This window comes from Pedobacter caeni (assembly GCF_900129215.1).
In the GTDB taxonomy this organism is placed as follows: domain Bacteria; phylum Bacteroidota; class Bacteroidia; order Sphingobacteriales; family Sphingobacteriaceae; genus Pedobacter; species Pedobacter caeni.
Map to the genome: position 1 here is coordinate 560,339 of NZ_FQUQ01000005.1, position 14,201 is coordinate 574,539.

The 14,201-nt window shown below is 38.5% G+C and carries 12 protein-coding genes; 11 read left to right on the top strand and 1 reads right to left on the bottom strand.

Annotated features, from left to right (window positions below; translation table 11 throughout):
* The first annotated feature begins 178 nt into the window (after window positions 1-178).
* The 9 genes from BUC20_RS26350 to BUC20_RS26390 all read left to right on the top strand — a co-directional run bounded on the left by BUC20_RS26350 (window position 179) and on the right by BUC20_RS26390 (window position 11,573).
* Window positions 179-1,975: a type VI secretion system Vgr family protein gene (locus BUC20_RS26350; RefSeq protein WP_073235249.1), complete on the top strand. Its 1,797-nt coding sequence runs from the start codon at window positions 179-181 to the stop codon at window positions 1,973-1,975.
* Window positions 1,976-1,978: 3 nt separating this feature from the next.
* Window positions 1,979-3,349 (top strand): hypothetical protein, encoded by a 1,371-nt coding sequence (locus tag BUC20_RS26355; protein WP_073235252.1) that lies wholly within the window; start codon window positions 1,979-1,981, stop codon window positions 3,347-3,349.
* Window positions 3,350-3,358: 9 nt separating this feature from the next.
* Window positions 3,359-7,666, top strand: coding sequence for a DUF6531 domain-containing protein (locus tag BUC20_RS26360; protein WP_073235255.1), 4,308 nt, complete (start codon window positions 3,359-3,361; stop codon window positions 7,664-7,666).
* A gap of 11 nt (window positions 7,667-7,677) precedes the next feature.
* The gene (locus BUC20_RS26365) at window positions 7,678-8,034 is read left to right on the top strand and encodes a hypothetical protein (RefSeq protein WP_073235258.1); all 357 of its coding nucleotides are present in this window, start codon (window positions 7,678-7,680) and stop codon (window positions 8,032-8,034) included.
* A 178-nt stretch (window positions 8,035-8,212) separates the two neighbouring features.
* The gene (locus BUC20_RS26370; protein WP_073235261.1) at window positions 8,213-8,581 is read left to right on the top strand and encodes an immunity 22 family protein; all 369 of its coding nucleotides are present in this window, start codon (window positions 8,213-8,215) and stop codon (window positions 8,579-8,581) included.
* 290 nt (window positions 8,582-8,871) lie between these two features.
* Window positions 8,872-9,135: a hypothetical protein gene (locus tag BUC20_RS26375; RefSeq protein ID WP_143166927.1), complete on the top strand. Its 264-nt coding sequence runs from the start codon at window positions 8,872-8,874 to the stop codon at window positions 9,133-9,135.
* A gap of 174 nt (window positions 9,136-9,309) precedes the next feature.
* Complete coding sequence (locus BUC20_RS26380; RefSeq protein ID WP_073235267.1) at window positions 9,310-9,909, top strand: hypothetical protein; 600 nt, start codon at window positions 9,310-9,312, stop codon at window positions 9,907-9,909.
* An 11-nt stretch (window positions 9,910-9,920) separates the two neighbouring features.
* A complete protein-coding gene (locus BUC20_RS26385) occupies window positions 9,921-10,964 on the top strand; it encodes a hypothetical protein (protein ID WP_073235270.1) in 1,044 nt (347 codons plus the stop codon).
* A 156-nt stretch (window positions 10,965-11,120) separates the two neighbouring features.
* Window positions 11,121-11,573 (top strand): Imm12 family immunity protein, encoded by a 453-nt coding sequence (locus BUC20_RS26390; RefSeq protein WP_073235273.1) that lies wholly within the window; start codon window positions 11,121-11,123, stop codon window positions 11,571-11,573.
* Window positions 11,574-11,704: 131 nt separating this feature from the next.
* On the opposite strand, the gene BUC20_RS26395 is transcribed toward BUC20_RS26390, so the two are convergent.
* The gene (locus BUC20_RS26395) at window positions 11,705-12,517 is read right to left on the bottom strand and encodes a M57 family metalloprotease (RefSeq protein WP_073235276.1); all 813 of its coding nucleotides are present in this window, start codon (window positions 12,515-12,517) and stop codon (window positions 11,705-11,707) included.
* Window positions 12,518-12,802: 285 nt separating this feature from the next.
* Between BUC20_RS26395 and BUC20_RS26400 the strand changes: the two genes are divergently transcribed.
* Entirely contained in the window at window positions 12,803-13,351 is a 549-nt protein-coding gene (locus BUC20_RS26400; protein ID WP_073235279.1) for a hypothetical protein, read from the top strand.
* Window positions 13,352-13,520: 169 nt separating this feature from the next.
* The gene (locus tag BUC20_RS26405; RefSeq protein WP_073235282.1) at window positions 13,521-14,162 is read left to right on the top strand and encodes an Imm43 family immunity protein; all 642 of its coding nucleotides are present in this window, start codon (window positions 13,521-13,523) and stop codon (window positions 14,160-14,162) included.
* The last annotated feature ends 39 nt before the right edge of the window (window positions 14,163-14,201 follow it).

The following is a 14,201-nucleotide window of genomic DNA, read 5'->3' on the forward strand; positions in this document are numbered from 1 at the left end:
TCGGAAAATTATTTTTTGTAAAATATGCCGATTTCAGGCATTGACGTATATTTTCTGTATATTTTTTATTAATATTATAATAATTTATCGTTTTTGTCGGCGATTGGAATGATTGTTGGGCTGGAGAATTACAGCTGTCTTATGACAATTGTCTGTAAAACAGTAATTAACGATCATCATGGGAAACAACTTAACTAAGGAAATCAGTATAGGTGATAAACCTATATTACATTTCAGCTCTTTTACGCTTCAACAGCGCTTTAATGCACATCATTATTTTGAATTGAGATTTAAACACGATCAGATGGGAGAACCCGGATTGATCAGTTTGGATTCCAGCCGGGATTTTGTAGGACAAACCCTCACGGCATCATTTGGATACGAGGACTCAAAGATGCAGCGCTTTTCGGGGATGGTAACCAAAGTAGAGCTGGCTCAGAGCAATGGATACCATGGTGTTTTGATCGTTAGCGGGTACAGTCCGACTATTTTAATAGACAGGGGACCAGATTTGGGTTCTTACCTGGATAAAGATTTGAACTCCATCGTAAAACTGGCCACTAAAGATACTCCGGCCAACGACCTGAGGATCGTGGCAAATGCCTCCCGAAGCAGCTCCATCGACTATGTGATTCAGTACAGGGAGAGTGATTTCGATTTTCTAAACCGCTTGAGCGGAGAATACCATGAATGGTTTTACTATGATGGCGAGAACCTCAACTTCGGAAAACCTGATGAACAGAAAGAGGTGGCTTTGTTTTACGGAAGAGATGTTCAAAGTCTGCAGTATGCGATGGAAGTGGCTCCGATAAAAAATAAACGTTTTGCTTATAACCCGAAACAGGATCAGATGCTGGAAAGCGAAAGCACAGGAAAGGCCAATGGAAGGCCCGATCTGGTTCATGCGATCAATGCTTCCAATTCGATGTATAGCAAGACCTTCAATCAGCCCTCACTGATCCGTGTAGATAATGGAAGTGACATCAAATCGCTGGTAGATAACGAGGAAAAAGCAAATGTGAGTGGATTACTGAAAATAAATGCGAATGGCGACAATCCTGAGGTCGGGATTGGCAGCATCGCTGAGGTCAGTATGAGTTTAAAGGAAGAGACTGCTTTCTCTACCCAAAGTCTGGGAAAATTTCTGATTACTTCGGTATATCATTTTATAGATGAACGCGGTCATTACAACAATACTTTTGAAGGAATTGTATCGACTACGGAACGTATTGCTTTTAAAGGTTTTGAGCGCCCGAATCCGGATATGCAGCTTGCAGATGTGGTAGACAACAATGATCCGCAAGGACAGGGCCGGATTAAGGTGAAGTTTAAATGGCAATGTCAGACGAACGATGATACGGAATGGTTAAGGGTGGTTACACCTGATGCAGGGACAAGTGATAAAGTAAGTAAGAACAGGGGATTTGTGTTTATTCCGGAAATTGGCGACCAGGTAGTGGTGGCTTTTGAGGAAGGTAATATTGCCCGTCCGCTGGTGATGGGAAGTGTATTCCATGGCAAAAGTGGAAGCGGTGGCAGCAGCAGTAACAACAGCAAAAGCCTGACTTCAAAAAGTGGGCATACGGTTCAGCTGGATGATGCAGGTGGGATTACGGTAAAAGATAAAGATGAAAACGTGTTGTTTTTAGATGGTGCCGGAAATGCAAAAATGAATACTAAAGAAACGATCCTGATAGAATGCGGTGAGAGCAGTATCAAACTGAGCAAGAACGGTGACATCGTGATTAAAGGAAAGAAAATCATTACCGACGGTGAAGATATTGCTGTAAGAGGTTCGACAAAGGTGGAAGTTGCCAGTAAGACCGTGGGAATAAACGGAACCGATGCCCTGACCCTGAAAACTAAAGACCTAAAATCTGATGCTACAAATGCGATTTTAAATGCCACGACGATGAAGATCGATGGTAGCCTTGAAGTTGGCGTAACGGGTGGAATTATTAAGTTAAACTCCTAGGTTATGTCAGAATCCGCATCAATAGCTCAGGAATTTTATAAAATTCGTGAGTACTGGCGTAGCATAGATCAGCAACCGGGATGGAAACTGATGATATGGGTTGCTGAGTATCAGGACGTAGATGTCCTGGATAAATTCATGGAAACAGAACGTTCTCCGGTGGGTGTCTTTGACGATATATTCTTTCGTTTTGACACGATCTATTCCGGAGACGATAAAGAGTTTGTAAAAGACCTCTGGCAGGAATTCCGCGCCTGGTTTATGCCTGCTCCGCAAGAAAAACACGACATTATTAAAGCTTTAAAAAACGATGATCTTCTGTTGGAAGATTATACGCCTCCAGAGGGAATAGAGGAGAGCATCGATCGCCTTTGGCTGGAAATGCTGGCCTTCAAAAAATGTATTAAGGACCTGGAGAAAACCAATTTCTGTATTTATTTCCCACCAAGCTTGCCCACTGGGCCGAAGATGGGGGGATGGTTCAATGCGATTTTGGGTAAGCTTCCAAAAGGGATCAGGCTGGCCACGATAGATTATGCGCAAAGCAGAAAGGTTGACCTTGCCACAAAAGCGACAAGTGGTAAAGTGAAGGAGTTGTTTCCTAAGCTGAACATGCTTGCCGCGATCAGTAACGAGATGGATAAAGGAAGTGGCAATTCTGATACGACAAGTATCGATGCCCGTTTTACCAAACAGATTCGTGTGGTGATGGATGTGACGCTTAAAAAAGACAGCGATCTGCTGGGTAAAGAAGTAGAAAAACTTTTTGTATTGTCAAGACAGATGGGAGGAGAGTCTCATGTGCTTTCCGGATATATGGTTGCCGCTCAGGCCTATTACATGATTGTGGATTTTAAAACAAGTGAGGGTTATGCTGATGAGGCGGTAAACCGCGCTGCGGTGCTGATGGAAAAGGACAAGTCTATGGGGTATAACCTATGGAAAACCTGTGTCATGCAGAAGGGAGCAATCTTAGTTGCCCAAAAGAAAAGGAAAGAAGGAATTGTACTTTATGATGGTTTGGCAGTTACCGCTGCGGCTCATGAAGACCCCTACACTGCTATGGAAGGTAACCGCTTTAGCGGACAGCTGTATTATGAGCTGGACAAATTACCCCTTGCTTTTGAAACTCTATTACTGGGATTGGTTTGTGGGAGCTATCTGGACAAAGAAATGATCCGTCAATCCAGCTTTATGCAGATTGCTGCGCTGGCTTTGTATATCGGGAAACAGATCAAAAGCAAGAAAGAGTTGCTGGTGTTGGAAGAGCAGTTGGCTTTATGGATTGGAGACGACTGGCAGGAATTACTGCAGTCGGACGGGATGGAAAAAGCAACGGTCAGAAGAAAAAAAACATTATTTGAAACCACATAAACTAGTATCATGGCAGTAGCATCGAAGGGGTTTGGGGACTTGTTTGCAGAGAAAAAAAGTGAGCTTGATAATTTTCAGAAAAAGCTGGCGAGTATTATTCCCGCATTTCCGGGGATGCCTTCGGCAAAGTTTTTTGATCTGGGGATAGGAATTGATGCCCATCCAACCCTATTTCCACCGAGTCCGTTATTACCCGTACCGCATATTGGGATGGTGTTTGATATTATGGGGATGATCATGGCTGCGATTGCAACGGCCCTTCCTGTGCCTCCGGCTCCGCCGGAACCGGAAGGGGATGAACCGCCTCCACCAGCGCCGGTTACATTGGCGAGCGTGGCAACGGCGATTGTAAATTCCATGAAGCCATCGGTACAGGTTCATGGCAGATGGATTTCAAATGCGGGGACAAGTATACAGCATTTACCAGGGGTTATTTTACATGCGTTACCTTCGGTATCGCCCATGGCCTCTTCAGAGATGTTTATGGGAAGCTCTACCGTATTGGCAGATTCCAGTCCTTTTTCCAGTCAGTTTCATCCGGCATTGTCTTGTAATCTGGTGGGAATGCCGGCACCGGTCAGGATGACCAAACCGAAAGCAAAGGTTTCTTTGATGTTGCCGACTTCGTTATTGTCTATTCTTACCTCTGGCGGGAAACCGGTATTGGTAGGAGGGCCTCCAACGATAGACCTTTTTCAATTGATGTTTAAGCTTGGGTTGAAGGGGCTGGGGAAATTATGGAAAAAGGGAGGGAAAGGCGTTCAGAAACTCGTAAATAAAGTCAAAAAGAAAAACCCAAAGTTGGGCAAGATTATGCAAAAAGCCAAGTGCAGGCTTTTTGGTGAACCAGTGGATGCAGCTACAGGCAGAGTATATGCCAATAATATGGATTTTGATTTAGCGGGCCCGATTCCTTTGGTTTGGGAACGTACGTATTATAGTAATGCGGAGGTTGAAGGATCTCTGGGATACAACTGGCACCATAGTTACCATATCGGAATCTATGATATGGAAGATGGGTTCTTTACTTTACGGATGGGTGATGGCCGGGAAACGGCTTTGCCTAAACTTGATATTGGTGATACTTTCTTTGCACGTACAGAACAACTTCGATGGTCTAATACGGAGGAGGGATATTGTTTACAGGATAGCAGCGGACTTTACTATTATTTTAATTCGCCGAAGAACAGGGAAGGTTTCAGAATGGTCTCGCGCATAGTGGATAACCTTGATCATCAGATCAGGTTTAGTTATGATAACCGTGGAGATCTGAGCAGGATCATAGATAGCGGAGAGCGGACCATCCAGGTGGATACCAATCAAAAAGGATATGTGACCAGGGTATATACTCATCATAATGGTGAAGAGGTTAACCTGGTAAGTTATGGTTACGATGAGCTGGGGAATATGAACCAGACGAGTGATGCTTTAGGTAATACGAAACACTTCCTGTACAACGGACATTTGTTGATACAATTGACTGGTCCTACAGGAATGAGTTTTTACTGGGAATATGAAGGAAGCGGGGATGATGCGCGTTGTATTCATACCTGGGGAGATGGTGGGATCCTGGAATACTGGACGCGATATGAACCTGGAAAAACGACGGCTACAGATAGTCTTGGACATAGTACCACTTATCTCTATGATGAAGATCATCTGATCTATCAGGTCATTGATGCAAAAGGAGGGGTAACCCATCAGCATTATAATGATGTTCAGGAACTGGAACTGGTGGTAGATCCGGAGGGAAATAGCACTAAAATGAGCTATAATGAAGATGGCCTTTTAGTAAAATATACAAATGGAAACGGGGAGAATACGAATTATACTTATAGTCCGAATGGATTGTTGGAACAGGTACGAAGTCCGGAAGGAGCACAAGTAGAGTGGGGATATGATGAAAAGGATCGCTTGGTTTCCAAAAAGAATGTAGACGGAACTGTTTTAACTTATCACTATAGTGATCAGGAGCTGACCGGCATTGTTGATCAGGAAGGGAATGAATATTCTTTCCTCTATGATTTGTCGCACAATCTTACGCAGTTGCGCCTGCCAAATGATGCAGTGCAGCGTTGGATGTATGATGACCTGGGAAGATTAATAGAAGAGATTGATTCAAAAGGATACTGGAGAAAATATACCTACGATGCAGCAGATCATTTGATCAGTTTGGCTGAAGCCAATGGGAATGTCCATAGTTTCAGTTATGACGGGATGGGTAATATGATCCGGGCATTTGATGGTAAGAGAGAGGTGGACTTTAGTTATGGCGCTTTAGGTACGCTTCTTTCCCGTAGACAGGAAGACCGTAAAGTCAGTTTTCACTACGATACAGAGCTTCAGCTGAAAGGAATTACGAATGAGGGGGACGAAGCCTATCGATTTGCTTTAGATCCATTAGGAGACGTGGTTGGAGAGTGGGGCTTTGATGGGTTGCAGAAACGGTATGAACGTGATGCGGTAGGAAGAGTCCGTAAGGTTTTACGTCCGGCAGAACGCTGGACCACTTATCAATATGATAGTGTTGGCAGTGTGGTTAAAGAAGACCATAGCGATGGAACCGGTGCGGCTTATGGATATACTAAGGATGGACTGCTGAAAGAAGCATTGAATGACCAGTCGCACATCTTTTTGAAGAGAGACAGGGCAGGGAGAATTGTTGAACAACAACAAGGGCAACACCAGATTACCCGGAGTTATGATGAACAGGGGAATTGTGAACATATTGGAAGTAGCTTAGGTGCTTCTATTGCTTTGCAGCATGATAAAATGGGGTATTTAACGGGAGTTGAGGCTCTGGGGAGTACAGAAGATAAAAATGCCTGGAGTGCAAGCTGGAAGCGTGATAAGGAAGGATTGGAGCTGCAACAGGTGATGAGTGGTGGGGTATCACAATTTACGGAACGTGATATACAGGGAAGGGTAATTCGCCAGCGCATTGGAGTAGGAAATGCTGAACAGAGTAGGACGAGGTATGAATGGGATAGCCTGAATAAACTGAAGCTGATTGAAAATGAAATTTCTGGCGCGCAGTCGTTATTTAAATATGATCTTTTTGATAACCTGATCAGCGCTTCCTATAAAACAAAAGGACAGTCGATCGAGGAAACGATATACCGGGTTCCGGATAAGATCGGGAATCTATACAAAACACCGAGGAAATCAGACCGTGTTTATGGAAAAGGAGGAAGGCTGCTGGAAGATGATAAATATCATTTCCATTATGATGCAGAAGGAAATCTGATCTTTAAGGAATTTAAACAGAATGTAAACCTTCATGCGGTTAACAGAATAGAACAGGCAAAAGCTTATGGGTTAACCCTAAAGGCAAGTCAGACCGGCTGGGTGTACAAATGGGCAGGGAATGGAATGTTAGAGAAAATCAGCAGTCCTTCAGGAAACGTGGTTTCTTTTGCTTACGATGCTTTAGGAAGGCGCATTGCGAAGACTTGTAAAGGTCGTACGCGCCGTTGGGTATGGGATGGCAATGTGCCATTACATGAATGGGAATATGAAGGAGATTTCCCTCCGGGAAGTTCTGTAGATGGTTCTGGTGAGTTGAGAGAAGAGAAAGAGTTGGTGGAAAACCCGGTTACCTGGGTTTATGAAGAAGGTAGTTTTGTGCCGACTGCCCGTTTGGAAGGAGATCAGAAATACAGTATTTTAGCTGACCATCTGGGCACTCCTACAAGAGCTTATGATGAGAAAGGTTCTTTGGTTTGGGAAAGAGAGTTGGATTGTTATGGTGCGTTAAGGAAAGAGACAGGGATTAAGGGGTTGGTGCCACAGCTATATCAGGGGCATTATATTGATGAAGAGACAGGGTTGGCTTATAATAGGTTTAGGTATTATGATGCTGACTCTGGTGCCTATTTGAGTCAAGACCCCATTTCAATTGTAGGAGGATTGAATGTGTATGCTTATGTGCATGACCCAAATGCTTGGGTAGATATTTTTGGCTTATCTTCAGCATATGAGGTAGATACTTATGATAACTTAAAAGCGAAGGATGTAGTTGGAGACAAATTAGGTAATCATCACGTACCACAAAAGGCAATGGCAAAAACACAAGTTGTAGGTTATCCTCAAACTGCAATGGCGGGAGATGCTCCAGCTATAAGGTTGCCAGATGCTGAACACGCGACTATAACAAAAATACAATCACAAAATAAAGTCTCACGCTCTCAAATGACGGCTTCCCAATTGCTGCAGGATGACATTGATATGTTGCGCACACACACTAAAGCACCTGAAACATCAATTGAAAAGCTAAAGGATATGAATCAACAGAAGTACGGTATAAATTGTCATTAAAAAGAAATAGAATGGAAAATAACTTAATTGAAATATTTGGGAAAATTGTAGAAACAAGTAGGGATACAGGATTAGATATTGTTTCGAATTATAAAAATAATATTGAAATCCCAAAAACTCCTGATGAAGAACAAAGTGCATTGATGGAATTGGTAAAGACATTAGATAGTGAACAATTTCAGCAATTACAAAAAGGAATAAAATACTGTATAGAACTGTCACTTTTCAAATTGATAAGCACTGTTGAAAGCGGAGTAAGTAAATACTCCTTTGATTTGTCAATTCATGATGATGTTGACAAAGTTCAATTAGTTGGGGAAAATATTGATAATGAACTTTCTCTTGAATATTGGAATTGGGTAAGTTAAACTTAAATGTTATGATTGGTACAGCTTGGGAAGATTTAAACATGAATTTTAATGTATGGTTTAATCAAGCTTCAGTAGCTGATATTAAAAATAATATGAAAGATGTGACTTCCATGATGCTCTAATGAAAATTAGTCATCATTAAAAAATAAAAATATGTATTTAAGCGGTTGAAAGAATGAAGAAAGTCCACATATGGCTTGGACAGGTTCAAAAAGAAGAGGAAGACTACTTTGAGTACTTTAATCAGGAAGATGGCAGTAGTGAGTTTTCAAAAGATATCGGAACCGAAGAGGAATATGATGAAGATTTTATAGGAATGTTGCCACTTTTTGAACAAGAATTACCGATACTCCAAATATTGGAAGATGAAGTGCCAATCGATGAAGAAGATATACCGAAAGCATTGCAAAGATGCAATGAACTAAGTATGGAGTTTGCTAATGCGGTATTCTATCTTTCTGATTCATCTGTTGTAATATCAGAGCCATATAAAAATTCTTACAATGGATTAATTTACATTGGTCTCTACAATAGTTCTTTGTAGACTGTTTTTTTATTGGTACCGCTGCAAATTTTCTCATCCAATGCAGGTTTTGGCTTCTGTTAAATGAGCGACATGTAATAACTAGGCTTTGTAAATAAAGAAACTTAGAACCTTGTATTAAAACTGTTGGAGAAGAACCATTTAGCATTATCAGTGATTATTTACATATATTCTGAACAGAATGTAAAAAACATCATTAATATGCAGATAGAATTGTTTATAACCAAGAAGTCTCTAAGGAATTATTTAGATGAATTTGTAAAAAAAATAATTTGATTTTTATAAAACGATTGAAAGGGAATCAATTTCAATATTATTCACAACTTACCGATGAATTGATAAACGTAACGGATTTTTTAATTGGGTTGGGTAAACAGGATATAATAGAATCTCCGAATGAGAATATAGAGCCATTAGATTCAATGGGGCTAGTTGACGTCTATTACGAAACTCTTCCTGATTCATCTAAAATTGTCAATTCTTTGATTACTTGGAAAACAACTTATAAGGATGCCAATGCTATAGGCAGTCTTTTAAAAAAAAGTAATTGTTAACGACTTCCATAAAGGATTGAAAGTTGTTAATGAAGAATACCACGCTTATGACCAGTATCTGGAGAAGTTTTATTGGTCAGAAGACATACTTGCTTTTAAAGATAGGTTATATAAATCTGGAGGAGTTATTCAAGTTGTACCTTTAGTAAAAGAGAAGTAGTTGACGTTTTAAATATGGAAAAGACAAGACAGTTGCAATTTTTTATGACGATTGAGGATGAGGAGTTTTTTTGCGAAACTTTAAGAGACAAATTACCTAACGTTTATTTTTTTGATACCTGTCCTTCATTAGAGTCAAATATCGAAAAACGTTTATTTTCATCTGTTGTAGAATCAAAAAGTCCTTTTTTTTCTATTGTTAATTTTGATTTGATAGATAAAGCAACCTTAGAAAAAAGTTACGAAAAGCATGGTGAGTTCTACCATTTTGAGCAAATTGGTAGAGCTCAAATTCAGTTTTTGCGATCTAAACCTGATCCTTTCAATCCTCAGAATTTATTAGACGGTAGAGTTGCGGATTCTTATGATTCAGAGAATGAAGAAGAAAAGAAATGGAAGAGTATTGTTTATAGTCATTTAAAAAAAGTCAGCAATAAAGTGTTTTGGTATTATACTAATCTTGAAGGCAAACCTGAAATCAAAGTAAAAGCAGAAAACGGGCTAGTGGCATTACCTGATGCTATTCAGAAATACGATGGAAAAACGGGGTTTATGGCGGCAAATGGCTCTGCGAGATTTGTTGGAGAAGGTGTTTCCGTTGAAAGTCTGAGTTGAGGTGAACTAGAATGGTTAATATAGACACATTAGTAACAATAAAACCACATCAAGCTAAATTGAATCTAATAACATATTGTTACTGGGGAGAAGGTTTTAATGATCTTGTCATTGAAATCAATAACGAAAAATTTCCCGTACAGTATACTGAAGAAAATGATGTAAAAAGGAATCAGTTGTTCGTCTATATTGATATCGCTGTAAATGAAGAATATTTGCCAATTTCATTTGGAAAGGAGATTTCAAGGAAGATTATAGATCTGGATAAAAAAATCACTGACTTAAAAATCGTCCATCCAAAGGTGAATACTTTTAAAAGTATTTTTAAAGATGAGGCGGTCGTGGTAAACCGGGTTGAAATAATCAGATTTGCTGAAAAAGCTAGGTATGGTATTGAGAATAGAACTGATGAAGAGCCTTATCTCTCAACGCATATTTTTATTAGAACTGATAATCCATCGAAGAATATTCTAATATATCCAACATACACGTCATTTAGATTTTATGATGAAATGGGATTTTTTATATTACAGAAGGATAGCCTTAAAGAATATGTGAAAAAGAACAAATTGGCTGATAATTTATTGCTTGAACTTGAAAATGGAGATAAAGCAGATGATTTGCCAATAAAAGGCATTTTATCTATTTTTTGGGGTTTTCGACCATGGTATTATAAGATTATTGTCACCGAAAAGCTGGACTATCAATTGCCAGTGGGAAAGAAAGTCTATGAGACAGGGCAATTCAGATTTAGTGAAATTAGCTCGATCTATGACATTATTCCTGGTGGAATATTTGAAAGCCTAAATAATAGTTTGGATCATTCTATAAGCCAATTTAAAAATGGAGAACATCAAGGATATTTAACTACTTTTTATGTAGCTGGCGGAAGATCTGGATTACGGGAGTTTGAAGGACTTCATGTTTACATTCATATTGAGCTGTTAAAAAAAGTTGATGAAGTAATTGAATATAACCAAATAGATCCATTGGATGAATTCAACAATCTGTTTGAGGACGATTTAATTGGGGATGGGGTGAGTACCAAAATTTAATCCCGCATCTGGAGAAGTTCTATTGGTCAGAAGATATGCTTGCTTTTAAAGATATTTTAAATGAATTTGTAAAAAAGAACAATTTAATTTTTGTTTGGAGTCAAATTTGGTGTAAAACCAAGAATAAAAAGATTAATGCTAATATTAAAATAAGAAATGGATTTTGTAATAAGTACTGCAATTGGAGGGCAAGTATTAAGTGATGTTGAGTCCAATAAATGGTTAAAGGATATCCAAATAGGTATATCTAAAATTTTGAAAGAAAATTTTAAGGGAATTGAGATTGCTGGTCTTCAGAAGATAAAAATCAACCTATATATAAGCGGGGACATTTCCGAATATTGTGATAAAATAGGGATAAGTAAGAGCAAATATCTGAAAGCTAAAAATGAGATATCAACTGAGTTTTGTATAACACGGGATTTTTGGAATAAGGGTTCAGTGAATCAAGCAGATTTACAGTTTGTTGAGTTTTTGAAACAATCTTTATTGGACTTAAGTGATTTCGTGGAAAATAAACTGAACTCAGTTAAAATATCCTTTCAAAAGGATGTCTTTATTACTACTGTTTTGCGGTCTTTTGAATTATATAATTTAGGGGATTCTTAAAATAAGATAGCATCCGCTAATACTGAGATGGAACTTATTAAACAAACTGCTGATAGATAATATCAGCAGTTTGTTTTGTTCTCTTTATAGTCGAAACATATGTTTCTATCTGCAATGCAGATAGAACGAAATTACAGTATACGTGGATACAAAATTTTTGTAGCCTGTACGTCTCCTGTAGTAAAGCCATTCCATGATAGTACAACAGAATTCATAACGGAATTAGGATCTACAAGAGGGGGAGTGGTTTGCCATGGATATGTTCCTTGAATAAATATGCCAACATTCTGATCAGTATGGTTAAATCCGATTGTATGACCAAGTTCATGCGTGATTGCAAAAAGTTTTTCGCTGCTGATCAGACCGTTGTACTTGCTGTTAATCTCAATACTTACACCTGGTCTGCCATTTGATGTTGGAAGATAAGCGCGTGCAATCCAATCTGCATTTTCGTAGCCCATAAATACCCGGGTGTCTGATGCAGAGGCAGAACCTGATATAGACATTCCGAGTTCAATATTCAAACCATTACCATCCATATTGTTCCAGTTCGAAATTGCACCCTGAACAGCAGTTTTCCAGTCAAGCGGTACATTTGGTTCGATATACAACCTGATATTCTTGTGATAAGGGTTTTTGACAATGTAATTGTGTCTCCAATGCTCTGTCTGTGGAGAGCCAGGAGCAGTTTCATTTTTTATTCTTGTGGCAACTTCCTCGGCACTGATTACAATGTCTTTGTCAAGAATAAATTTCCCGTCCTTAAAAACTACATCTTCAGCTTTGAAGCCTTGTTTAACAAAGTAAGCTATTGAAGATGCAATTTCATCTTGTGCATTTGGTATTGTAGTGGCTTCCTCTTTTTTACAGGAAGAGACAATGGAGGAGAGTAGTAAGATGCAGGAGAGCAGGCTTACTTTCTTGAGATAATGTTTAGTGTTCATGGGATGATTTAATTTTAAGTGTGATATATTTGGTTAATTATAGTTATATTAAAATTAAGTTAATTTATTGCATTTGTCAAGTGCTGATTTATAGGGTAACAACATTGTGATGTGGTATTTAGATCGGATTGTGTTTGTGAATTTCTCTTTTTTTACGATAGAATAAAATATGCTGTTTTACTTGCTTAATTTCGTTTCTTGCATAGCAAGTGTTTTTTTGTAATTTGGTAAATAGAATAACATGATAAACTAAATGATCACGTGTCAATGTCATTGAAATAAAAGATGAAAGAACAATTTGCTTTATGTATCCCATTCGATAATAACCTGAAAGGTAGGATGGGTGGTAATCCTCCAATCTTAATTGAAGAATTAATACCTGATAACTATAGGTTTTATGCAACTATTACTCATCCTGAAAAGGATAATATGATGCTTTCTATACTTATTCATGAAGATTTTGACACCCTCCTGGAAAATAACATTTATCCATTGATAGAAGTCAAAGTTAAAGAACACGAATATTCTGAGGCAGGAAACAATACTGATAAGCGAATTTTATCATTAGGACTGAGTTCTATAAGTAATTATGGCAACAAACAGGAAAGTGAGTTTTTATTTATAAAAGTTGGTGGCGAACCTCGCTTGATTCAGCTCAAAAAATATTATTATGAAGAACTGGAAAAGGACAACTATTCGTTTTTTTTGCAAATAGAGGAAGAAGGTTATAGAGACACATTGGACATCGATTATGTATTTTCCTATGGCGCTTTGTATTTGTATAAACATAATTCAACGGGAGAAGTGATTGCTGGTTTTTGGCAATATTCATAAACATTTATGAAAGATTTTTTGTCTTTGACATGGCCCTTTGATTGGAGTTACTGAAAATGGTGCTTTTGATGCATTTTTAGATGAAGTGTAATATAGATTGATCCTCGAATATGAAATTATTAACAATAGAAGAGGGGATTAAGCAATTACGTTAATTTTTGATATCAACATGGAGGATTTATTTTGTTTATGGCCCAAACCACAAAAAGGAGTTCCAGTCTTTCTGGAGGGAATATTGGCTGAGAAATTTGATGCCAAAGACCCGATGGCTGGTGGTGTCTATGAATGGGCAAGGACGAGAGGAAAAAAATATGTAGATTATCCGGAACACCTTTGGCTTATATGTAAGGAAAGACTTCTTTTATTTGATTATTATCCATTTGATGGAGGTTTCCTGGTTTCCGACAGTTTTTTATCAATAATTGAAAAGTATATTTTGCCGGGTACAGTTCAATATGTTCCTTTAAAAGTTTGCTCAGCTAAGGGGAAGAAAATAACGGATAAAGAATATTTCTACCTGCGGTTTGTTGAAAGAGATGACTTGATCAATTATGAGGAATCTGAGTTTACTGTTCAGAGGTCTGCAAATAATGATTTAGTGATGAAAGCAGGTTTTGGGATTGAGAAGTTTGAGAAGATTGTTCTTAAAAATGTCACAAATGAAGTTTTCATCCCACTGGATAACACATTTGCCCGGTACGTTTTTTGTACAGAGCAGGTAAAAGCCGAATTGCTGAACAGAAAGATGTACGGGTTTGATATTATCTATTATTATGAATTGCCACTTTTATATAATGAGAGGTTCAGGTGATGTTCAAAATGATTATAATCAATCAATAATAGAAAAAGC